The 21,937-nt window shown below is 67.8% G+C and carries 20 protein-coding genes; 11 read left to right on the top strand and 9 right to left on the bottom strand.

The annotated features are described in order from the left end of the window. The first annotated feature begins 2 nt into the window (after positions 1-2). The gene (locus BM394_RS13640) at positions 3-563 is read left to right on the top strand and encodes a DNA-3-methyladenine glycosylase I (protein WP_245780204.1); all 561 of its coding nucleotides are present in this window, start codon (positions 3-5) and stop codon (positions 561-563) included. A gap of 85 nt (positions 564-648) precedes the next feature. On the opposite strand, the gene BM394_RS13645 is transcribed toward BM394_RS13640, so the two are convergent. Then, positions 649-1,437, bottom strand: a complete 789-nt coding sequence (locus BM394_RS13645) for an enoyl-CoA hydratase-related protein (protein WP_092978452.1) — start codon at positions 1,435-1,437, stop codon at positions 649-651. A 449-nt stretch (positions 1,438-1,886) separates the two neighbouring features. Here BM394_RS13645 and BM394_RS13650 point away from each other — a divergent pair, with 449 nt between their 5' ends. After that, entirely contained in the window at positions 1,887-2,054 is a 168-nt protein-coding gene (locus BM394_RS13650; protein WP_019853228.1) for a DUF3117 domain-containing protein, read from the top strand. 195 nt (positions 2,055-2,249) lie between these two features. Further along, the gene (locus tag BM394_RS13655) at positions 2,250-3,824 is read left to right on the top strand and encodes a leucyl aminopeptidase (protein WP_175530099.1); all 1,575 of its coding nucleotides are present in this window, start codon (positions 2,250-2,252) and stop codon (positions 3,822-3,824) included. Positions 3,825-4,126: 302 nt separating this feature from the next. Here BM394_RS13655 and BM394_RS13660 read toward each other — a convergent pair whose 3' ends face one another. The 4 genes from BM394_RS13660 to sigE all read right to left on the bottom strand — a co-directional run bounded on the left by BM394_RS13660 (position 4,127) and on the right by sigE (position 7,837). After that, entirely contained in the window at positions 4,127-4,534 is a 408-nt protein-coding gene (locus tag BM394_RS13660) for a sec-independent translocase (RefSeq protein WP_092922154.1), read from the bottom strand. Positions 4,535-4,624: 90 nt separating this feature from the next. Next, positions 4,625-5,977, bottom strand: coding sequence for a S1C family serine protease (locus BM394_RS13665; RefSeq protein ID WP_245780184.1), 1,353 nt, complete (start codon positions 5,975-5,977; stop codon positions 4,625-4,627). A 445-nt stretch (positions 5,978-6,422) separates the two neighbouring features. Further along, positions 6,423-7,166 (bottom strand): anti-sigma factor family protein, encoded by a 744-nt coding sequence (locus BM394_RS13670; RefSeq protein WP_175530100.1) that lies wholly within the window; start codon positions 7,164-7,166, stop codon positions 6,423-6,425. Next, positions 7,163-7,837, bottom strand: a complete 675-nt coding sequence (gene sigE, locus BM394_RS13675; protein WP_092978459.1) for an RNA polymerase sigma factor SigE — start codon at positions 7,835-7,837, stop codon at positions 7,163-7,165. The genes BM394_RS13670 and sigE overlap by 4 nt, the downstream gene beginning before the upstream one ends. Before the next feature lie 598 nt (positions 7,838-8,435). Here sigE and BM394_RS13680 point away from each other — a divergent pair. Beyond that, positions 8,436-8,981: an O-methyltransferase gene (locus tag BM394_RS13680; protein ID WP_092978908.1), complete on the top strand. Its 546-nt coding sequence runs from the start codon at positions 8,436-8,438 to the stop codon at positions 8,979-8,981. A 320-nt stretch (positions 8,982-9,301) separates the two neighbouring features. Here BM394_RS13680 and BM394_RS13685 read toward each other — a convergent pair whose 3' ends face one another. The 3 genes from BM394_RS13685 to BM394_RS13695 form a co-directional block, all read right to left on the bottom strand. Next, the gene (locus BM394_RS13685) at positions 9,302-10,441 is read right to left on the bottom strand and encodes an Mrp/NBP35 family ATP-binding protein (RefSeq protein WP_092978463.1); all 1,140 of its coding nucleotides are present in this window, start codon (positions 10,439-10,441) and stop codon (positions 9,302-9,304) included. A 96-nt stretch (positions 10,442-10,537) separates the two neighbouring features. Then, on the bottom strand, positions 10,538-11,086 hold the full coding sequence (locus BM394_RS13690) for a DUF1003 domain-containing protein (RefSeq protein ID WP_092978465.1): 549 nt from the start codon (positions 11,084-11,086) through the stop codon (positions 10,538-10,540). Beyond that, positions 11,079-12,377 (bottom strand): magnesium transporter MgtE N-terminal domain-containing protein, encoded by a 1,299-nt coding sequence (locus BM394_RS13695; RefSeq protein WP_165400682.1) that lies wholly within the window; start codon positions 12,375-12,377, stop codon positions 11,079-11,081. Before BM394_RS13695 ends, BM394_RS13690 begins: the two co-directional genes overlap by 8 nt. A gap of 247 nt (positions 12,378-12,624) precedes the next feature. Between BM394_RS13695 and BM394_RS13700 the strand changes: the two genes are divergently transcribed. From BM394_RS13700 to pstB, 6 genes are all read left to right on the top strand, one after another. Next, positions 12,625-13,584, top strand: coding sequence for an HpcH/HpaI aldolase/citrate lyase family protein (locus tag BM394_RS13700; RefSeq protein WP_092978913.1), 960 nt, complete (start codon positions 12,625-12,627; stop codon positions 13,582-13,584). 383 nt (positions 13,585-13,967) lie between these two features. Further along, positions 13,968-14,447, top strand: coding sequence for an HAD family hydrolase (locus tag BM394_RS13705; protein ID WP_092978467.1), 480 nt, complete (start codon positions 13,968-13,970; stop codon positions 14,445-14,447). Between the two features lie 421 nt (positions 14,448-14,868). Beyond that, a complete protein-coding gene (locus BM394_RS13710) occupies positions 14,869-15,963 on the top strand; it encodes a phosphate ABC transporter substrate-binding protein PstS (RefSeq protein ID WP_092978469.1) in 1,095 nt (364 codons plus the stop codon). A 115-nt stretch (positions 15,964-16,078) separates the two neighbouring features. Then, the gene (gene pstC / locus BM394_RS13715; protein WP_092978471.1) at positions 16,079-17,026 is read left to right on the top strand and encodes a phosphate ABC transporter permease subunit PstC; all 948 of its coding nucleotides are present in this window, start codon (positions 16,079-16,081) and stop codon (positions 17,024-17,026) included. Then, positions 17,026-18,114, top strand: coding sequence for a phosphate ABC transporter permease PstA (gene pstA / locus BM394_RS13720; protein WP_092978473.1), 1,089 nt, complete (start codon positions 17,026-17,028; stop codon positions 18,112-18,114). Before pstC ends, pstA begins: the two co-directional genes overlap by 1 nt. Positions 18,115-18,204: 90 nt before the next feature. Then, entirely contained in the window at positions 18,205-18,984 is a 780-nt protein-coding gene (gene pstB / locus BM394_RS13725; RefSeq protein WP_092625764.1) for a phosphate ABC transporter ATP-binding protein PstB, read from the top strand. Between the two features lie 127 nt (positions 18,985-19,111). Here pstB and BM394_RS13730 read toward each other — a convergent pair whose 3' ends face one another. Continuing rightward, entirely contained in the window at positions 19,112-20,488 is a 1,377-nt protein-coding gene (locus BM394_RS13730) for an MFS transporter (protein WP_092978917.1), read from the bottom strand. Positions 20,489-20,712: 224 nt separating this feature from the next. Between BM394_RS13730 and BM394_RS13735 the strand changes: the two genes are divergently transcribed. Beyond that, complete coding sequence (locus BM394_RS13735) at positions 20,713-21,933, top strand: cytochrome P450 (protein WP_092978475.1); 1,221 nt, start codon at positions 20,713-20,715, stop codon at positions 21,931-21,933. Positions 21,934-21,937: the final 4 nt, after the last annotated feature.

The raw sequence follows: 21,937 nt of genomic DNA on the forward strand, positions 1-21,937 counted from the left end.
CGATCGTCGGCGAGGACGGCAAACCGCGTTGTTCGTGGGGTGCGGACCCGCCGGACTACCGGGAATACCACGACACCGAGTGGGGCAAGCCCGTGCACGGGCAGCACGCGTTGTTCGAGCGACTTTGTCTGGAGTCCTTCCAGTCCGGGCTTTCCTGGTTGACCATTCTGCGGAAACGCCCGGCCTTTCGGGCGGCCTTCGCGGACTTCGATCCCCGGCGGGTCGCCGAGTTCGACGAACGAGACCGGCAGCGACTGCTCTCCGACCGCGGGATCGTGCGGAACAGGGCCAAGATCGACGCCGCTATCGGCAATGCCCGTGCCGTGCTCGAACTGGACCTACCGTTGGACGAGCTGCTCTGGTCCTTCGCACCTGACCCGGCCACGAGGACACGCCCGGCCACCACGGCGGAGGTGCCTGCCAGCACCCCGGAGTCCGCCGCGATGGCCACTCGACTGCGCGGCCGTGGTTTTCGGTTTCTCGGCCCCGTCACCTGCTACGCGTTGATGCAGGCGACAGGAATGATCGACGATCACGTCGCCGGGTGCTGGCTCGCCCGGTGAGCACCACGTGGCTCTCGGCGCGTGCGTCGGGAGCCAGGCAGCCGCGTGGGCGTTGTCGCGCGAGCCCGGGGCGACGCCGGGTCGCTCACTGACCGGTGAACTCCGGGGAGCGTTTCGCCACGAAGGCGTCCACGGCCTCCCGGTGATCCCTGGTGCCGCCGCACTGGTTCTGCGCCCCCGCTTCCACGGCGAGGGCCTCGTCCAGCCCCTCGGCGGCCGCCGCCAGCATCGTTTCCTTGATCCTGGCATAGGCGCTGGTGGGGCCGGTGGCCATGCGTCCCGCCAGTTCCGTGGCGTTGTCCACCGCCTCGTCGCGGGGCACCACGCGGTTGACCATGCCCATCCGCTCCGCCGCTTCGGCGGTTACGGCCTCTCCCAGCAGCAGCAGTTCCATCGCGCGTCCGTAGCCGATGAGCCGGGGCAGGGTCCAGGAGGCCCCCGAGTCGGTGGAGAGCCCCACGTCGGCGAACGACATCACGAACTTGGCGTTCTCCGCCGCGATGCGAAGGTCGCAGGCGTACGCGATCGAGGCGCCCGCTCCGGCCGCGACACCGTTGACCGCCGCGATCACCGGTTTGGGCAGTGTGGTTATCGCACGGATCAGTGGGTTGTAGTGCTCCTCCACGGTGTGCATCGGTGTGCTGTCGCCGGAGTCCAGCTGACTGATGTGCTCCTTGAGGTCCTGACCGGCGCAGAACGCCTTGCCCGCACCGGTGATCACCACCGCCCGGACCGAGTCGTCGGCCGCCGCCGCTCGGAAGGCTTCGATCAACCGTTCCTTGAGCTCCACGGTGAGCGAGTTGTACGAGTCGGGCCGATTGAGTGTGATTCGGCGCACACCATCGATGTTTTCGGTCAGCAGTACCTCGGTCACGCCACATCTCCCTAGTCATCGGCGTGGACGGTGGCCCGTCCCCGGTTCGTTGTGATACTCACCACGGTGGAGTCGTTCGCCTCTCGCTCCACAGTAGACCTGGTTTCGTTCGGTGAGTAGCCGTGCGTACCCGTCCGCCCCCGTCACCTCGGCAGTGTGCACCGCGGGAACACGGGCGGTGATTCGTGGTTGTGGTGGGATGTCCGCTGTGGTGCCCACCCGTCGTGGATGTGGCCGACCGGAACGGCGACGCGCCCGAAAGGTCTTCGACTCGCCGATCGGCGGGACAGGATGATGGAGTTCGCAGCCTGGGCGCATCGTTCGAGCAGCGCAGCACGGACGGAAGTTGATCGGTTCGGTTTCGCGGGTGCGTCCGGATGGGGGAGAATGTAGGACAAAGGCTGGTCCGGTGACCAGTCGGTGGGATGAGTTCACGGAGGGAGCACGCTATGGCGGCCATGAAGCCCCGGACCGGTGACGGTCCCCTCGAGGTGACCAAGGAGGGACGCGGAGTCGTGATGCGCATCCCGCTCGAGGGTGGTGGGCGTCTTGTCGTCGAAATGACGATGGAGGAGGCCACGAATCTGAGCGAGGCTCTAAACTCGGTCACCGGTTGAGGCCGCCGTGAGGTGACCGGCGAGCGTCCGCTCGCCCCGCCATGCGAGCGATCCCGGCGCCGGTGGGTGCCGGGGTCACTTTCCGGCGCGCCGGTACGGGCCGGGACGATACCCGGTTATGGTCTCGATCGAGTGATCGTTTTGGTCCCACGACAGCACGAACCAACCGAACAACCAGGTCAGGAAGGTGCCGCAGTGCCCGGTTCCGCTCCCGCGGCTTCGAACCCGGAAGCCGTTCTTCCCGTGATTCCGACCGCTTTGGTCGAGGTCGACGTCGTCGAACGATGGGGTGAGGGAATCCCGGCCGCGGTACCGGTGGCCGACATCGACGGCGAACCGGATCTGGAAACCGCCGCCGAGAACCTCGGTGTCGACACCGCGACCCTGCGAGCACTGGACGTCAGTGGCAAGGCGGGTGAAGTCCGCGCGGTTCCGCTTTCCGAGGGGCGACTCGGCTGGGCTGTGGGCATCGGTGACGGTGAGCCGTTCCGCTGGCGCACCGCTGGTGGTGAACTGGCCAGGGCGATTCGCGCCCGTATCGGTGACTCCGGTGGTGAGGGAGCCGATCCCCGCGATCTGGGTGAGGCGCTGGACGTGGAGTACGTGCAGTTCCGGCTGCCCTCCGGGGTCACCCCGGAGCTCGTCAGCGCCCTCACGCTGGGTGTGGCACTGGGGGAATACCACTTCAGGGTGAGTGCGCGTCCGACACCGCCCCGCGTGCGCAAGGTTCTGCTGGTGGCTCAGCCGGGTGAGGACGTCACGCGGCTGCGCGAGACCGCCCGACGCGCCCGGGAATGGGCCTCGGCGACCTCGGTCGCACGCGACCTCGCCAACGCGCCTTCCAACGTCAAGAGCCCGGCATGGCTGGCCGAGACCGCCGCTGCCATGAGCGGCTCCGTAACCGGGCTCAACGCGACGGTGCGGGACGAGAAATGGCTGGCCGGGCAGGGATTCGGTGGTGTGCTCGCGGTCGGTGGTGGCTCTTCCAGGCCGCCGCGGCTCCTCGAACTCACCTGGCAGGGTTCCGGTAACGGCGATTCCGGGACCCGCCATGTCGTGCTGGTGGGCAAAGGGATCACTTTCGACACCGGCGGGATCTCGTTGAAACCCGCCGAGGGCATGGAAATGATGCGCACCGACATGGCGGGTGGCGGTGCCGTGATCGGCGCCATGCTGGCCATAGCCAGGCTGGAGCTTCCCGTCCGGGTGACCGCGTTGGTCCCGATGGCCGAGAACCACGTCTCCGGGTCCGCCTACCGCCCCGGTGACGTGGTGCGTCACTACGACGGGACCACGACCGAGGTAGCCAACACCGACGCCGAGGGGCGCATGGTGATGGCTGACGCGCTCGGCTACGCCGTTCGCAACCACGAGCCCGATCTGATCGTGGACGTCGCCACGTTGACCGGTGCGATGAAGGTCGCGCTCGGGCTGCGAACCGGTGGTGTGTTCAGCAGCGACGAGAAACTCGGTGAACGGGTGCGTGACGCCGGGCGGCGTGCCGGTGAGAACTGGTGGCCCATGCCGCTGTCCGAGGACCACGCCACCGACGTCCGCGGCACCACGGCCGACGTCAAGCAGGCAGCACAGGGCCCTGGTGCGCTGATGGCGGCACTGTTCCTCCGCGAGTTCACCGGCGAGTTGCCGTGGGCGCACCTCGACATCGCCGGTCCCGCGCGCGCCGACAAACCCTACGACGAGGTGGTCGCGGGGGCCACCGGGTTCGCCGCCCGAACCCTCGTCGAATTCGTCGCCGGGCTGCAGGAGTAGCTCGGGGGATCGGTTTTCGTAGCTGGTCGCTTGGCGGAACCTCTGACACGGCTCTCGCTGCGGGGAGGCCCGACATCGGGTAGCGATCTACACAACGTCGGGCCTTCCTCGCGAGAGCCGCACCGGAGAACCCGCGGCGGTGCCGATTTCGAGGGTGGTGGGAGTTCGGCCTGCCTCGAAGCCGCGCGTCGATTTCGCGAGAAATCGACGCCGCGAATCGACGCCGCGAATCGACGCCGCGCTACGTCCGGTGCTCGCTCGGGGTGGGGCTGTTCCGGCCGTAAGGTGGTGTAGCCGCTCGGTCAGGTGGCGTCGGAGTCGAACGGTGGGCGTTCGCCCGGATCCAGCGGCTTTTCCCGACGGAACGACGGGGGAGCGTCCGATCTCGGTTTGTGCCCGTTCGTACCCGAACCCCGATCGTTGGTGACCCCGTCCAGCGGGTTCTCGTCGTCGAACAGATGCTTGCTCACCGCCCGCTTGGGGTCGAAATCGCGGATGCCGCGCAGATCCTCCAACGGCTTGCGCAGATCGTCGAACTCCGGTCCCAGCTCGGAACGCAGTTGGTCCCGTGCTCCGGTGGCGTACTCGCGGACCTGACGAACCGTCTTACCCAGCCAGGCCGCCGCGGAAGGCAGCCGTTCGGGTCCGAGGATGAACAGACCGGCGACGATGAGAACCAGGATCTCACCCCAGCCGATGCTATCGAACACCTCGACTCCTTCCGGGGCGTCGCGTCGGTGCCCGCACTGTGGGGTGAGCGGGAACCGCTGTCCGGACTCAGCCTATCCAAACTCGGCGCGCTATTGGAGGGTGACGTCCAGGACGAGTTCGTTGCCATCGCGAACCACGGTCACCGGAACGACCGCACCCACGTCGTGCTCGTCCACCGCGACCTGCAACTCGTCGGCCCCGGTGATCTCACGGTCGTCCACCTTGGTGATCACGTCGCCCTCGACGACCCCGGCCTTCTCTGCGGCGCTGCCCTGCTTCACGTTCTGGACCTGGGCGCCGTCGGCGATGCCGTCGGTGACCGACTTGGTGTTCACGCCGAGCTCGGCGTGCTGTACCTCACCGGTGCGGATGAGCTGTTGGGCTATCTGGCGAACCTTGTCGATCGGTACCGCGAACCCGAGACCGATCGATCCGCTGCTGCCGCCCGCGCCTAACGTCCTGATGGCCGTGTTGATGCCCACCACGGCTCCGTTCCCCGACACCAATGCTCCACCCGAGTTGCCCGGGTTCACGGCCGCGTCGGTCTGAATGGCGTCGATCACGGCGTTGGTGTCGGTGCCCTCACCGGCGAGTCGCATCGGCCGATCGAGCGAACTGACGATGCCGCTGGTGACGGTGTTGTCCAGCCCCAGCGGGGAACCGATGGCCAGCACCTCGTCCCCGACGCGCAGATCCTCCGAGGACCCCAGCCGCGCGACGGTCGGATTGCTGACCTCCACCTTGAGCACCGCGAGGTCGGTTTGCGGATCGCGTCCGACGATTCGAGCCGATGTCCTGGTGCCGTCCGAGAAAACCGTGAATATCTTCGCGTTCGGTGTATCCGCGGCCATCGAGACCACGTGGTTGTTCGTCACGACGTAGCCGTTGCCGTCGATCACGACACCCGAACCGGTGCCCCCCTCGGAACCTATCCTCACCTCGACAGAGACCACAGCGGGCACCACGCGAGAGGCGACTCCCGAAACAGAACCCGCGGGGCGGTCGTTGCCCGGCTCCACACTGGCCAGCGTCACGTCCGGATTGGTGAGCGGATTGCCCTCCTCGGCGGTGATACGCCCCACGAATCCCCCGGCCGCTCCGAGCAGCAACACCACCAGCCCAAGGGTGAGCAGGGAACGGGGACGAACCCTGCGTCCGAACAGCACTTCCCGCGCACTGAGCAGCGGACCCTCACCGGGGGTCGTCCCCGACTCCGAGCGGTTCTCCTCCAGCGCGGGGCCACCGAGTACCGCTCCGGAGGTGGGATCGCGCCAGGGGTCCCGTTCGCCCTGCTCGTTCCAGAAGACCGGTTCGTCGGTGCCGTCCTCGCCCGACTGTCGCGCTCCCGTTTCCCACGGTGCGCGTTGTAATGGTTCCGAGGCGCCCGCCGGACGACCGAACGCGTGCGCCAGTGATTCCGGGGTCGGTGGCGCGTGATTCATCCGGGGAGTGCTGTCGGTATCCCGGTGGTCGAAGCTGCCTCGAACTCCCTCGGGCCTGCCGAAGACGACGGCCTCGGGCGGATGCTCTTCCGAGCCGTTCCCGGCCGAGGAGTACCGAGGCGCTGTGTCCCGGTGTGTCGTCGGCTCATCGTGCTCGACGCTCGCAGCGGGTCCATCCGTGCCCGAATGCTCTCCCGGATCCCCCTGATGCGCGGATGTCCTCGGCTGCTCGCTCATCGCTCCCCGGTTTTACGCACGTGTCGGTTCTCGGCCGGCTGCCCTGAGTGCATCACACGAAGGAGACATCGCGCTCACCGGAGTGGGATAGCCGTTCGGCGAATCCTCCGGCCGTCTCCCGCGCTCGACACTTCGGTGCACGTGCCATGTTGCCCGAGCGGGAGTGAAGTCCTCGTTGGCTTCGGCGCGTGAACTCGGTGCGTGGCGGTTACGAAGCCGGGTCGGGAGCGGGGACGGAACTCCTGTCCGGCGCGTTCGGCCGCACGGAGACACTGGCGGCCGGGGCTGTCGTCGACTCGGCCGTGGGAATCGTCGCCGCGGTGCTCGGGGCGTCCTCGCTCGGCGTGGTCGAGCTGCCCGCCTCCTCGACGGCTCCGCCCGGTGACATCGGATCGGGCACCGTGTTCACCGGGTTACGTGCTCCGTCCGTCGGGGTGTTCATGAATGCCAGCGCCCCCAGCACGAGGCCGGAGAACACCACGCCCGCACTCTGTTTGGCGCGACGTCCGCCGAGCCTCGACTGCTGCGTCCCCGTGTCGGTCGGGAGCGAGCCGCCCTCGGAGACGGATCCGACTCGACCGGAACCTTTTCCCAACGGGGTACTCGTCCCTAATGGCGCGGATTTCGAGCTCCCCGGACGCCGGTTGAGCGTGACGAGCTGTCCGTCCTCGCTCAGCGCCAGGTTGTCCGGCTGCTCGGGTAGCTCGGCGGTCGCGGGGATCGACTGCAACGACTGCAGTAGTTGTGGGGAGATCGAAGGTGTCGACGCGGTTCGTACGGCCGAACGTGCCTGCCGCTGTGCGTCCGCCTCCGTGGCACAACTCGGGCAGGTGGCCAGGTGCGCGGCGGCGCGGTCGTGCGCCCCCGGACTGAGCTCGCCGTCCACGAAAGCCACCAGTGCGTCCAGCGCCAGATGCTGCTCAGGCAGCCCCCACCCTCGAAGACCGGTCATGCTGTTTCCTCCCGAGTGAGCTCACGACGAGCCTCCAGGGCCGACTTCAGCAACTGCCGCCCGCGGTGGATGCGGCTACGTACGGTTCCCAGCTTGATGCCCAGCGTGGCACCGATCTCCTCGTAGGAGAGACCTTCGACGTCGCACAGCACGATCGCCGCACGGAACTCCGGAGAGAGCTCCTCCAGGGCAGCCTGCAGGTCCGGATCCAGATGGGTGTCCTGGAAAACCTGCTCCGGGCTCGGGCCCCGTCCCGGGATGCGATCGGTGTCCTCCGGCAGTCCCTCCATGCGCAGCCTGGAGCGCCTGCGTGCCATGTCCAGGAAGAGGTTGGTCGTGATGCGGTGCAGCCATCCCTCGAAAGTGCCGGGACGGTACGACGCCAGCGACCGGAACACCCGGATGAAGGTCTCCTGAGTGAGATCCTCCGCGTCGTGCTTGTTGCCGGAGAGCCGGAATGCCAACCGGTACACGCGGTCAGCGTGTTCCCGGACCACTTCCTCCCACGAGGGGGGCGTCCAGTTGGCGGCGGTCTCCTCGGGGGAAACCACGGGTTGTTCGCCGTGCTCTTCCGAATCCACCGACCGGGGGGCCGTGGCTCCGCTGTCGGAACGTGCCGTCCCCGCGGTGTTCGGTGGAATCGGGCTCGGTGCTGCCGTGTGGGTGGCCATGTGGCGAGAAGGCACCTCCTGCGGGCGGTTGCGCCCGGTAGAACGATCGCCTCGGCCGGTTTGTTCCCGACACCGCGGCTTCGTGGGGACGTAGCGGCGATGCGTCGCAAATCCTGCCGACTGTCACCCTTCGAGTGTGCTTCCCGGGGATTAGGTGACCGTGATAAGAGCCTGAGAAGCTCCTGAGAACTTGTTCTCACCCGTCGGTCCGCCTTCCGGTGAGCACCGGGGTTCCCCGCGAACGGTCCGGCCCGCCGGGGCCGCGGTCGGGTTCCGCGCGTAACCGATCCCTTCCGAACTCGTTTCGCTCTGTTGTGGGTGGAATTCGGAAATTCGTGGGTCGGGAGCTGCCGGAGCGGTGCGTACGCGGACTCCCGGAGCGTTACCCGGCGGTGGGCAGAGGTTACGCGATCGTTGTACCCCACCTCGCCGAGTAGCCACTCCCACAACGATAACCTGTGCAATTGTGCAACCCGAGATTTCCTCCTCCGTGCCGATGGGTAGTGGCCCTCCGCCACCCCGCGACCGCGGCGGGGGTATACCCGGCCGCGTCCGGAACTCCGCTCGCGCTCCCGTGGAGCTGGTCGGGGAGCCGCCGATGACCGACGGGGTCGTGGCGGAACGGTTCGGGTCGCCCGAGGCGATGTTGCGTTTCCTGGCATCGGCGTTGCGCGCCAGGGCGGCGGTCGAGGTCGCCGGTTCGTCGTCCACGGCGCTCGCCCTGTGCGAGGGAATGATCCCGGAAGGCACCCTGACGTGTATCACACTCGACACCGAGGCGCAGCGGACGACCCGCGAGGCGGTCGCCGAAGCCGGACTGTCGGGCAACAAGCTCCGGATGATCACCGGTGTGGGGGCCGAGGTGCTGCCCAGGCTGGCCGAGGACGCCTACGACCTGGTGCACATCGTGGTCGGGAACTCGCCCCTGGCGGAGCTGTTGGAACTGGCCACGCCGTTGCTGCGCCCCGGTGCGACGTTGCTTCTCAACGGGGCGTTTCGGTACGCCGCTGGTGACAGGGTGTTCGATCCCGACGGCGGTCCGCAGATGCCCCGCGACATCCTGAACGCGATTCACGCCGATCCCAGGCTGGTCCCGGTCGCCCTGCCCATCGGCAGTGGGCTGCTGGCCATCGCCCGCACCTGAGCGTGACCTTGCTCCACCCGGTCCGCACAGCGGTGCGGGTGGCGGAACCTCGCGCACGGCTCTCGCTCCGGCGAGGCCCGACATCGAGTAGCCACCTACGCCACGTCGGGCCTTCCTCGCGAGAACCGCACGCGAGAACCCGCGGCGGTGCCGACTACGAGGGCGGCGGGAGTTCGGCCTGCGGGAGTGGTGGGAGTTCGGTGCCGCGCCGTCCCACCGCCGGGCCATCGACGCAGGTCGAACCCCGACCACTTACGTCGGCACCGCCGCGAGGTTCCGCCACGAAACCAGCCACGCGAACCGGTCGGACTCCCGCTGTCTCATGCGGGGGAGACGGAGAGCAACTGCCCCGCCAGTCCCCGTGCCCTGGTCGACAGCTTCTTGGCGACGTCGGCCAGCACCTGGCTCGCGGGCGAGTCGGGATCCTCCAGCACCAGGGGGGAGCCGCTGTCCCCGGCCTCGCGAAGGCGGGTGTCCAGCGGTACCTGTCCGAGCAGCGGGACGTCCGAACCGACGGAGCGGGTCAGCGAGTCCGAGACGATCTGACCGCCGCCGGTGCCGAAGACCTCCACGCGCTGGCCGTCGGGCAGTTCCATCCACGACATGTTCTCCACGACACCGGCGATGCGCTGTCGGGTCTGCATCGCGATGGCGCCCGCCCGCTCGGCCACCTCGGCCGCGGCCTGCTGTGGCGTGGTGACCACCAGGATCTCCGCGTTCGGGATCAGCTGGGCGGTGGACAGTGCGACGTCGCCCGTACCCGGTGGCAGGTCCAGCAGCAGCACGTCCAGGTCCCCCCAGAAGACGTCCGAGAGGAACTGCTGCAACGCGCGGTGCAGCATCGGGCCACGCCAGACCACCGGCGTGTTTCCCGGGGTGAACATGCCGATCGAGATCAGCTTGACCCCGTGCGCCTGCGGCGGCATGATCATGTTCTCGACCTGGGTGGGCTTGCTCTCGGTCCCCAGCATTCGTGGCACCGAGTGGCCGTAGATGTCGGCGTCGACGACACCGACGGACAGGCCGCGCTCGGCCATCGAGGCCGCGAGGTTGACGGTCACGCTGGACTTGCCGACGCCGCCCTTGCCGGAGGCGACGCAGTAAACCCGGGTGAGCGACCCCGGTTCGGCGAAGGGAATGCGGGGTTCCTCGGAGTCACCGCGCAGCTGCTTGCGCAGCTCGGTGCGCTGCTCATCACTCATCACGTCGAGTTCCACCTCGACTGAGCTGACCCCGGTGACCTCGGAAACGGCTGAGTCGACCCGCTGGGTGATGGTCTCCCGCATCGGACAGCCCTGCACCGTCAGGTACACGCCGACCTTGACGTCACCCTCGGAGCCGATGGTCACGTCCTTGACCATGCCGAGATCGGTGATCGGCTTGTGGATCTCCGGGTCCTCCACCTGGGTGAGGGCCTGCCGCACCGCGTCCTCGGTGGGAGTGGGCTGCGTAGTGGTCACGGTTACGCGACACCGACCTTTCCTGAGCTGGTGTGCCGACACTTATGTTACGGACGAGTACCCGAGGATTCACAGCCCGACCGGAAATCGTTCCGTTCAACCCTGCTCCACGGCTCCGGAGTTGTCGGGTCCCTCACCCCGTGCGCTGCTTCGTCGTCGCCTGCTTTCCGGGCTTTCCGTGCCGGGGAGGTCGTCACGCAACCGATCCAGTTCGCCGCGCAGGTAGTCCCGTGTGGCGACCTCGCCGACAGCCAGTCTAAGGGCGGCGAGTTCCCGAGCGAGGTACTCGGTGTCGGCTTTGGTCCGCTCGGCCCGCGCGCGGTCCTCCTCGAGCGATACCCGGTCCCGGTCGTCCTGTCGGTTCTGCGCCAGCAGGATCAACGGTGCCGCGTAGGCGGCCTGCGTGGAGAACGCCAGGTTGAGCAGGATGAACGGGTAGGGGTCCCAGGCCAGCCGTACCGCCACGAGGTTGACCGTGATCCAGCTTATGACGAGCACGGTCTGCCAGAACAGGAACTTGCCGGTGCCGAGGAACCTCGCGATCCGTTCGGAGAACTTGCCGAACAGCTCCGGGTCGACCTCGAAGGCCGGGCGGTGGCGTCTGCGTGGCTGGTCGAGCCGTCTGCGCGGGAAGAGCTCAGGCATGCTCACCGTCCGTCCCCGGCTCGAACTCCGGGGTCCCGGCGTCGGGAAGACCTCCCTCGCGCCAGTTCTCCGGGAGCAGGTGGTCCAGCACGTCGTCGACGGTGACGGCACCGAGCAGATGTTCCTGGTCGTCCAGCACCGGTCCGCAGACCAGGTTGTAGGCGGCGAAGTAGCGGGTGATCTCGGCCAGTTTGGCTCCGGTGGTCAGGCTGGCGAGGTCGGTGTCCACCGCCCCGGCGACGAGGTTGGAGGGGGGTTCGCGCAGCAGCCGCTGGATGTGGACGCATCCGAGATACGGGCCCGTCGGGGTCTCCGAGGGCGGGCGGCAGACGAAGACCATGCTCGCCAGCGCGACCGGCAGTTCCGCGTTGCGCACGCGGGCGAGGGCCTCCGCGACGGTGGCGTCCGGTGCCAGCACCACCGGATCGGGGGTCATCAGACCGCCCGCGGTGTCGGCCGAGTACGCCAGCAGTCGTTTGACGGGCTCGGACTCCTCGGGGGCCATCAGGTTGAGCAGCCGTTCCTTGTCCGGTTCGGTCAGCTCGGCCAGCAGGTCGGCGGCGTCGTCCGGGTTCATCGCCTCGAGCAGGTCGGCCACCCGGTCCTCGTCGAGGTGGGCCACCAGGTCCTTCTGGTCCTCCTCGGGGAGTTCCTCGACGACGTCGGCCAACCGCTCGTCGTCCAACGCCTCCGCGACCTCGTACCGCCGCTTCTCCGGCAGGTCGTGCAGCGCGCTGGCCACGTCGACCGCGCGCATCTCGTCGAGGACGCCGAGCAGCTCGTTGACCTCCTGCGGTTGCTCCGTCAGCTGTGCCGTGGCCGGTCCGGCGACCTGGTCCCAGGCCAGCACCTGTATCGGCCCCTTGCGCCCCAGCGGCCCGCTGCGCACGTGCACGGCTACCTTGCCGAGCTGCCACTCCCGGTTGCGCTGCTGTTCCAGCGCCGCGTCGACGAGCACGGCCGACCTGCCCGAGGGGAGCAGCGTCACCCGCGCGTCCAGCAGTTGGCCGAGCACCAGCACCTCGTTCGGACGCTGGTGGAACCGACGCATGTTCACGCTGCCGGTGGAAAGCAGCACCGCATTGGACTCGATACCGGTGACCCGCAGCATGGGGACGAAGATGCGGCGGTGGGTGGCGACCTCGACCACGATCCCCAGCACGCGTGGTGGGTGCCGGTCCTTGCGCAGCCCCGCCACGACGTCGCGCACCTTGCCGATGGACTGCCCGTCGGGTCCGAAGACGACAAGGCCGGACATGCGCGCCGCGAATACTCTGCTGCTGCCAGCCACGCCGATCAGGTTAGTTGTTCCGACCGGGCTGAGCAGCGGCGAAACGCGGCGCGGACCGCGTGCCGGTCGCCTCGTGGTAGACAAAACCCGGTTCGCGGCGGTTCGTGGTGACACCTCGCCCGGAATCGCCGACGTGACCACTCGATGCCTTCGCCCGTCCGCATGGTGGGACCGGCCCGCTTCCGCCCGGCGACCCCGGCGGGCGGAGGATCGGACAGCAGTGTTCCCGCGCGAAGGAGTGCCCGACGTGGCCGATCCGCAACGTTCCCGCCGCAGCTGTCTCGCGGTGCCCGGCTCCAGCCCGAAGATGATCGACAAGGCCAGGGGGCTGGGGTCGGACCAGTTCTTCCTCGATCTGGAGGACGCGGTCGCCCCGTTGGCCAAGGCCCAGGCACGCGAGAACGTCGTCGCCGCGCTGAACGAGGGAGGCTGGGGAGACCGGATCCGCACCGTCCGGATCAACGATCCGGAAAGCCAGTGGGCCTATCGTGACGTGGTGGACGTGGTGGAGGGGGCGGGCCGGTCGCTGGACACCGTCATGCTCCCCAAGGTCACCGGTCCCGAGCAGGTGAGTTGGCTCGACCTCACGATCACCCAGATCGAACGGGCACTGGGACTCGCCGCGGGGTCGATCGGTATCGAGGCGCAGATCGAGGACGCCAAGGGGCTGACCTCGGTCGACTCGATAGCCGCCGCCTCGGGTCGGTTGCGTGCGCTGGTGTTCGGCCCGGCCGACTTCATGGCCTCCATCAACATGCCCTCGCTCGTGGTCGGTGAGCAGCCTCCCGGATACGACGTGGGTGACGCCTACCACCACGTGCTGATGCGGTTGCTCACCGCGGCCCGTGCCAACGGTCTGCAGGCCATCGACGGGCCGTACCTGCAGATCAAGGACATCGAGGGTCTCCGCCGGGTGGCGGGTCGTTCCGCCGCGCTCGGTCTGGACGGCAAGTGGGTGCTGCACCCCGACCAGGTCGAACCCGTCAACGAGGTGTTCTCGCCGCGACAGCGGGACTACGAGCGGGCGGAGAACATCCTCGACGCCTACGCCTGGTACACCTCGGAAGCCGGTGGCAGGCGTGGTGCCGCCATGCTGGGTGACGAGATGATCGACGAGGCCTCCCGCAAGATGGCGCTCGTGGTGGCCGCCAAGGGGCGTGCCGCCGGGCTCCCCAGACAAGAACCCTGGCAACCTCCTGAGAGCTGAGTTCATCCGGCTCGGTTGTCGTAGGTGATCGCGTGGCGGAACCTCTGGCACGGCTCTCGCTCCGGGAGGCCCGACATCGGGTAGTTACTACACAACGTCGGGCCTTCCTCGCGAGAGCCGCACCGGAGAACCCGCAGCGGTGCCGACTGCGGGCGTGGTCGGGGCTCGGTCTGTGAGGGTGGTCGGGGCTCGGCACTGCGTCGTACCGGCGCGGCGATTTCGCGAGAAATTGACGCCCGCCCGGTCCGGGGTCGCACCGCGTCCGCCGTTCCAGGGTGTGTAATCGAGTGTTGGGGATTCGTTAATCCGGTGTGGGTGGCTCTCCTTCCCGCCGGTGAAGCAGGGTGTGCGCATCTGCTCATCGGGACCGGGAGCCCTTTGCCGTGTACGACGATCCGAATCGTGCCGTGGTGCTGGGTTGGAGCGGCACCCTCGTCCAGTACCACTGTGGCCGCGCCCGGCTGGTTCCCGGCGCCGATACCGCGCTGTTGGGGGCGCGCCTCGCCTCGATCCCGGTGATCGTGCTCACCGAACAGCCGTTGCGAGAAGTCGCGTCCCAGGCACGCGGACTACGCGTCGCCGACCGGTTGTCCATTGTGATCCCGGGTAGTCGCGACAGGGTGACCGAACTGGCGAAGCTGCGCGTGGAGTACCCTCGGCTGGCTTTCGTGGGAAGCACCGAGGAGGAGATCGTCGCTGCCCGCAGTGCGGGCGTGCTCGCGTTCGGGTTCTCCGGCGGGGGTCGCGCGGGCAGACTGCTGCGCGCGGCAGGCGCGGAAGCGGTTTTGTCCAAAATGGACCGCTCGTTGGCGCTGCGGGTCACCGAGCAGCGCTTGTTCACCGCTTCGGGAGATGCCGGGTAACCGTCGCCGCGCCCGAGGCGAAGTCCGCGGCACGAACCGTCGCACGGGTGCCGTTCCCCTGACGAGCCGGTGTGTCGGTTCTCGTCCCCCCGGGGCGCGAGTTTTTCGGCTCTCCCGGGGGTGCGTGTTTCCCGGTTTTCGGTTACGCTTTGTGTCGCGTTGAAAACAGGGTGTCCCGAAAAGGGATCATCGTGCTGTCCGGATCGGGGTCGCGGAAAACCACTGGGTGCGGTGTTACCGCGGTTTTCGCTTCGTGGTTGTTTCGTGATTCATCCGTGATGAGTGATTTCTGTGGTTCGCTATTCCCCTGCTGTTCATCTGAGTTGATTCGGCACGTCACCTTTTCGCTCTAGTGTCATTCCCGCCAGTGCAGAAGACGGCCGGTGCCCATCGGCCGCAGCAGCGTGAAAAGGGGCTACCTGTGCAGCGCAGTATTGTCAGACGTACTGCCGCCGGTGCGGCGGCAGCAGCGCTGACCGTGGTTCTCGGAGCGTGCGGCGCCGCCAACGAGTCCTCGGGCAACTCGGACCAGGGGTCGGGACTCTCCGGAACGCTCGACGGGGCGGGAGCCAGCTCCCAGGAGGCCGCACAGCAAGCCTGGCGCGCGGCCTTTTCCGAGCAGAATCCCGATTTGACGATCAACTACTCGCCGATCGGTTCCGGCGGTGGCCGGGAGCGTTTCGTCAACGGGGCGAGCGATTTCGGTGGCACCGACGCCGCGCTGGAGGGTGAGGAACTCGAGGGCGCCAAGCAGCGTTGCGGCACCCTCGTCGAGGTGCCCGCCTACGTTTCGCCGGTCGCCGTGTCGTTCAATCTCGACGGCATCGACGAACTGAAACTGACTCCGCAGACGATCGCCAAAATCTTCAACCAGAAGATCACCAAGTGGAACGCCGAGGAGATCAGGAAAACCAACCCGAACGCCGATCTTCCCGATCTGCCCATCACGCCGGTGAACCGTTCCGACGAGTCGGGCACGACAGAGAACTTCGTGGACTACCTGTCCACCGCCGCCCCGAACGCCTGGCCGCACGAGGTCAGCGGTAACTGGCCGGTTTCCGGCGGTGAGGCCGCCAAGGGAACCTCCGGTGTGAAGAGCGCCATCGAAGCCGGGCAGGGAACCATCGGTTACCTCGACGCCAGCCAGGCCGGTGACCTCGGCAAGGTCGCGGTCGGTGTCGGTGAGGAGTTCGTCTCCTACTCGCCCGAGGCCGCTGCCAAGGTGCTGGAGGTCTCGGAGCGCAAGACCGGCCAGGGCGAGCACGTCTACGCCTACGACCTGGCGCGGGACACCACCGAATCCGGTACTTACCCGATCGTGCTGGTTTCCTACGCCATGGCCTGCGGCAGCTACGACGACGCGAACACCGGTGAGCTCGTCCGCAACTACTTCCAGTACGTCATCAGCGAGGAAGGGCAGCAGGCCGCCGCCGACGCTGCCGGCTCGGCCCCGATCTCGGCCGGACTGCGCGAGAAGCTGCAGCCCGCGATCGAGGCGATCGGCGCGAACAGCTGAACCACGCCAACCACGGTTCCGGGGATCACCGCGAGGGTGACCCCGGAATCTTGGTCGTCGGCGATCGAGGAATTTTCGCCCGCCCCACCACAGGTCAACCCCGAAGGGATCGCTCGTGAGCAATACCGGGCAAGGTGCCGCGACCGCCCGTCGAGTACGTAAGCGGCCCGCCGACCAGGCGTTTCGTGGGATAACCACCGGTGCCGGTGTGCTGATCCTGGTGGTGCTGGCCGGAGTCGCGGCGTTCCTGCTGATCGAGGCCTGGCCTTCCTTCGTGGCGCCCGCCGAGGAGATTCCGGGTGAAGGTGGACTCGTCCTCTACATATGGCCGCTGGTGTTCGGCACGCTGCTGGCCTCCGTGCTGGCACTGGTGATAGCCGCCCCCTCGGCGGTGCTCATCGCCCTGTTCATCACGCACTACGCGCCGCGCAAGCTCGCGCAGTTCCTCGGTTACGTCGTGGATCTGCTCGCCGCGGTGCCGAGCATCATCTACGGCCTGTGGGGATTCACCGTGCTGGCACCCGCTACCCGAGGACCCGCGGAGTGGCTGCACGAGTACCTCGGTTTCGTCCCGCTGTTCGCCGGACCCCCCTCGACCACCGGCAGAACCATGCTCACCACGGCACTGGTGCTCGCGGTGATGATCCTTCCCATCGTCACGGCCGTGATCCGCGAGGCGTTCCTGCAGACCCCCAAACTGCACGAGGAGGCCTCGCTGGCGCTGGGAGCCACCAGGATGGAGATGATCCGCATGGCGGTGCTGCCGTTCGGCAGCTCCAGCATCATCAGTGGCTCCATGCTCGGACTCGGGCGCGCGCTGGGGGAGACGATGGCGGTGGCGATCGTGCTCTCCGCCTCCGGCGGGGTCACGTTCAACCTGATCAGCTCCGGTAACCCGGCCACGATCGCCGCCAACATCGCCCTGGAGTTCCCCGAGTCCTCCGGTGTCGCCATCGACACCCTCATCGCGTCCGGCCTGGTGCTGTTCGCCATCACGCTGGTCGTGAACATGATCGCCCGCGCGGTCATCAACCGCCGCACCGACTTCTCCGGAGCCAGTTGATGAGCACCACCACTTCTCCGCCCACCCCAACGGAAAGCGTCGAACCGTCGAACGGGACGAAGTCGCTGGTCCGGGGCACCCTACCGAGATGGGCCTCCTGGGGCGTTCTCGGCGCGGCGGCCGTGCTCGCGGCCCTGATCGCCCGGCTGCTGGGTTTCGGTGTCGCCCCGTTCGTGCTGTTGACCGCGGTGCTCTACGCGGTCGGGATCTCCGGCTGGTCGCGCTGGATCGAGGGCGGCAGGAAAGCAACCGACCGCGCGTTCACCGCCGTTGTCACCTCGGCGTTCCTGCTGGCGCTCACTCCGCTGGTCTCGGTGGTCGTCACCGTCATCTCGAAGGGGATGGAACGCTTCGACGGGCGGTTCTTCACCTATTCGATGCGCGGCGTGGTGGGCGACGGCGGCGGCGCGTACCACGCGATCATGGGAACGCTGATCACCAGCGGTCTCGCCACGCTGATGTCGGTGCCGATCGGGTTGGCCACCGCGATCTACCTGGTGGAGTACGGACACGGCAGGCTCGCCCGTGCGATCACCTTCTTCGTCGACGTCATGACCGGTATTCCCTCCATCGTCGCCGGGTTGTTCGCCTACGCGTTGTTCGCGCTGGTTTTCGGGCCGGGCACCGTCAACGGGTTCGCCGGTGCCGTCGCGCTGAGCGTGCTGATGATCCCGATCGTGGTGCGTTCCAGCGAGGAAATGCTCAAGATCGTTCCGGACGATCTGCGAGAGGCCGCCTTCGCGCTGGGGACTCCGAAGTGGAAGGTGATCCTGCGTGTCGTGCTGCCGACCGCCGTGGCCGGTATCAGCACCGGAGTCACCCTGGCCATCGCACGCGTGGTGGGGGAAACCGCGCCGCTGCTCATCGCGACGGGTGCCACCGGCAGCACCAATCTCAACCCGTTCTCGGGGCAGATGGCGACCCTTTCGGTGTTCTCCTACTACGAGTACGCCAGCCCGGGGGTCCCGTTCGAGCCGTCGCTGGACCGCGCGTGGACGGCCGCGCTGACGCTCATGCTCATCGTGATGGTGCTCAATCTGGTGGCCCGATCGATATCGCTGTTGTTCGCACCGAAAGCGGGGCGCTGAGTCGCCACCGCCGCGCCGCGAGGTACAGCGGCGCGGCGAACAGCCGCACCGACGCTTTCCCGCCGTGTTACTGATAGGAGCCGAGGGGCTATGGCAAAACGCATCGACGTCAAGGATCTGGACATCTACTATGGCTCCTTCCGCGCGGTGCGCAGCGTGTCCATGACGATCCAACCGCGCGCCGTGACCGCCCTGATCGGTCCTTCCGGCTGTGGCAAGTCGACCTACCTGCGGGCGCTGAACCGGATGCACGAGTTGATCCCCTCGGCCCGGGTGGAGGGAAAGGTCGTAATGGACGACCAGGACCTCTACGCCCCGGGGATGGACCCCGTGGACGTGCGCAAGCACGTCGGCATGGTGTTCCAGCGTCCCAACCCGTTCCCCACCATGTCGATCTACGACAACGTAGCCGCGGGACTGCGGTTGAACAACAAGCGGCTGCGCAAGTCCGAGACGGACGAGGTGGTCGAGGAGTCGCTGCGCGGTGCCAACCTCTGGGAGGAGGTGAAGGACCGGCTGCGCAAGCCCGGATCCGGCCTGTCCGGTGGGCAGCAGCAGCGGTTGTGCATCGCGCGTGCCATCGCCGTGCGGCCGGACGTGCTGCTGATGGACGAGCCCTGCTCCGCGCTGGACCCCATCTCCACGCACGCCGTGGAGGATCTGATGGCCCAGCTCAAGGAGAACTACACGATCGTCATCGTCACGCACAACATGCAGCAGGCCGCCCGGGTCAGCAACTACACCGGTTTCTTCAACATCGCCGGGACCGGTCAGCCCGGTGAGCTGGTGGAGATCGACGAGACCCCCACCATCTTCTCGACCCCGACGCACACGGCCACCGAGGAGTACATCTCCGGCCGGTTCGGCTGATCGAACCGTGCCGATCACCTCGGCGGATGGTTCTTCGGCGCTCACGGCGCCGAAGAACCATCCGCCGCTCGGCGGGCACCTGCTCGGCGGGCACCCAACGCGGTGAATCCCGTTCGGCGAACTCCGCTCAGGTCGTGGCCTCGCCGACGGGTGCCTTCTCCTCGGCCGCTCGCGTCCCCGAGCCTTCCGAGACCGAACGCTGCCTCGGCAGGAAGGCCGCGATGAGCAGGGCGACGAGGGCCGCGCCCGCGCCGATGCCCATCACCAGCCGGAATCCGGTCTGCGAGGGGAAACTCACCGGTCCGAACGAAACGGTCATCTGGGCGAGGATCACGCCCGCGATAGCGCTGGCGCTCGAGGTTCCGATCGAGCGCATCAGGGTGTTGAGGCTGTTCGCGGCACCCGTCTCGGAGACCGGCACCGCGGCCATGATCAAGGCGGGCATGGCGCCGTAGGCCAGTCCCACCCCGACACCGATCACGCTGGAGATCAGCACCAGGTGCCAGATGGCCGACATGAGCACGATGTTGAGCGCGTATCCGAGCGCGACCACCACCGCGCCGATCATCAGGGTGACCTTCGGGCCGTACGACTTCGAGATCCGTGCGGAAACCGGCGCCATGGCCATCATCACCAGGCCGGACGGCGCCATGACCAGGCCCACGACCACCATGCTCCGGCCCATGCCGTAACCGGCGGCCTCCGGCAGCTGCAACAGCTGCGGGATCACCAGCGACATCGCGAACATCGCGAAGCCGAACACCGTGGAAGCCAGGTTGGTCAGCAGCACCTGACGACGCGCGCTCACGCGCAGGTCCACCAGCGGTCGCGTGGAGCGGGTCTCCCACAGGCCCCACAGCAGCAGCACGATCACCGCGGCGACGAACAGGCCGACGACAGAGCCGCTGCCCCAGCCCCAGTCGCCTCCCTTGGAGATCGGCAGCAGCAGGCAGATCAGCCCGATCGAGAGTCCCACCGCCCCCAGCAGGTCGAACCGCCCGCCGGTGCGGACCGAGGACTCGGGCACCACCGCTAGTACCACGAGGGCGGCCACGGCACCGAGCGCACCGGAGGTCCAGAACAGCACGTGCCAGTCGGTGTACTCGGCCAGGAACGCCGCGGCGGGCAGTCCGAGCGCGCCGCCGATTCCGAGCGAGGCGCTCATCAGGGCGATCGCCGAGCCGAGCCGTTCGGACGGCAGTTCGTCGCGCATGATGCTGATGCCCAGCGGGATGACACCGGCGGACAGGCCCTGCAGCGCACGCCCGACGATCATCGGTGCCAGCGAGTCGCTCAGCGCCGCGATCACGGAACCGACGGTCAGCAACACCAGGCTGGCCAGTAGTACTCGCCGCTTGCCGTACATGTCGCCGAGTCGTCCGGCGGACGGGGTGGCCACGGCGGAGCCGAGCAGCGTGACGGTGACGACCCAGGCGGTTCCCGTGGCCGGGGCGTCCAGCAGCCGGGGGAGTTCGGGAACCAGCGGGATCACCAGGGTCTGCATCAGCGAGACCACGATCCCGCCGAACGCCAGCACCACCACGACGAGGTTCGTCGGTGGTGCGGCGGCGCCCCGTTCGGGGGCGGTTTCGGCATGCGACACGGTTCGTCCTTTCGGTTTGTCGTGAATGGGGGCTACGAGAAATTCTAAATCAATCGATTGACTTAAGTTAGCATCTGCGGTTGACTGGTCGGCAACAGAGACACGAATCACCCGGAGGGAGCGCGATGGTCAACAGCGAGGGCGAGCGGACGCTGAGCTACCCGATTCCGAATCCGGCGCCGCTGGATCCGCCGGAGGAGTGGGAGCGGCTCCGCGGTGGATGCCCGGTGGCGGGCGTGCGGCTGCCCAGCGGGGACGAGGCCAAGCTGGTGACCCGCTACGAGGACGTCAAGCAGGTGCTGTCCGACCCCCGGTTCACCCGCCAGCTCGACGCCGACGACGCGGCGCGGGTCGCCGACAACGAATCCGGCGGCGTTTTCAACACCTCGATGTCCTCCGCGCTGCCGCAGACCGGTGAGGGACACCTGCGCTGGCGGCGGATGGTCGGCAAGTGGTTCACCGCCAAGCGCATGATGGCGCTGCGGCCGGGCATCGAGGAAATGGCCGAGCGGCTGATCGACGAGATGGTCGAGCAGGGGCAGCCCGCCGATCTCAAGGCGAGCCTCGGCTTCCCGCTGCCGGTCTACGTGATCTGCGATCTGCTGGGCGTGCCCGCCGCCGACCGCGACAGGTTCTCCCACTGGTCGGACACGCTGCTGAACATGACCCGCTACGGCGAGCAGGAGATCGCCGCGGCGCAGCGCGAGTTCGTCGAGTACATGGCGGCCCACGTCGAGAGCAAGCGTGCCGAACCCGGTGACGATCTGATCAGCTCACTGCTCGTCGAGACGGATTCCGAGGGGCGGGGGATGTCGAACGAGGAGCTGGTGGCAACCGGTCAGGGACTGCTGGTCGCCGGACACGAGACCACGGCCAACATGATCGGCAAGATGGTTTGCATGCTGCTGGCCGACCGGCGGCGCTGGGAACGCCTGCTGGATGATCGATCGCTCGTACGCGGCACCGTCGAGGAGGCGCTGCGGTTCGACGCCAACCCGGGGTTCGGGATGCCCCGCTACATCACCGAGGAGTCCGAGATCGGTGACACCTCCCTGCCCAGGGGGACGACCGTGGTGTGCAGCATGGCCTCGGCCAACCGCGACGAGTCCGTCTTCGAGGGCGCCGACGACATGGTGCTGGACCGCGGCCCCAATCCGCACCTGGCCTTCGGCGCGGGAGCGCACTCCTGCCTGGGGCAGTCGCTGGCCCGCACCGAGCTGCAAGGAGTGCTGGAGGTGCTGCTCCGCAGGCTTCCCTCGCTCGAACTCGCCGTTCCCGCCGAGGAACTGCGGCAGGTCGAAGGGCTGGTCGTCGGCGGGCTGCGTGAAGTACCGGTGCGATGGTGAGAGC

Source organism: Actinopolyspora lacussalsi subsp. righensis (assembly GCF_900116555.1).
GTDB lineage: Bacteria > Actinomycetota > Actinomycetes > Mycobacteriales > Pseudonocardiaceae > Actinopolyspora > Actinopolyspora lacussalsi.

Bases quoted from the DNA above. Each gene is read 5' to 3' on its own strand.
- BM394_RS13665 (WP_245780184.1), bottom strand. From the start codon at position 5,977: ATGAATCACGCGCCACCGACCCCGGAATCACTGGCGCACGCGTTCGGT.
- sigE (WP_092978459.1), bottom strand. From the start codon at position 7,837: ATGGCCACCCACACGGCAGCACCGAGCCCGATTCCACCGAACACCGCG.
- BM394_RS13680 (WP_092978908.1), top strand. From the start codon at position 8,436: ATGACCGACGGGGTCGTGGCGGAACGGTTCGGGTCGCCCGAGGCGATG.
- BM394_RS13670 (WP_175530100.1), bottom strand. From the start codon at position 7,166: ATGACCGGTCTTCGAGGGTGGGGGCTGCCTGAGCAGCATCTGGCGCTG.
- BM394_RS13730 (WP_092978917.1), bottom strand. From the start codon at position 20,488: ATGCAGACCCTGGTGATCCCGCTGGTTCCCGAACTCCCCCGGCTGCTG.
- BM394_RS13690 (WP_092978465.1), bottom strand. From the start codon at position 11,086: ATGCCTGAGCTCTTCCCGCGCAGACGGCTCGACCAGCCACGCAGACGC.
- pstA (WP_092978473.1), top strand. From the start codon at position 17,026: ATGAGCACCACCACTTCTCCGCCCACCCCAACGGAAAGCGTCGAACCG.
- BM394_RS13735 (WP_092978475.1), top strand. From the start codon at position 20,713: ATGGTCAACAGCGAGGGCGAGCGGACGCTGAGCTACCCGATTCCGAAT.
- pstB (WP_092625764.1), top strand. From the start codon at position 18,205: ATGGCAAAACGCATCGACGTCAAGGATCTGGACATCTACTATGGCTCC.
- BM394_RS13650 (WP_019853228.1), top strand. From the start codon at position 1,887: ATGGCGGCCATGAAGCCCCGGACCGGTGACGGTCCCCTCGAGGTGACC.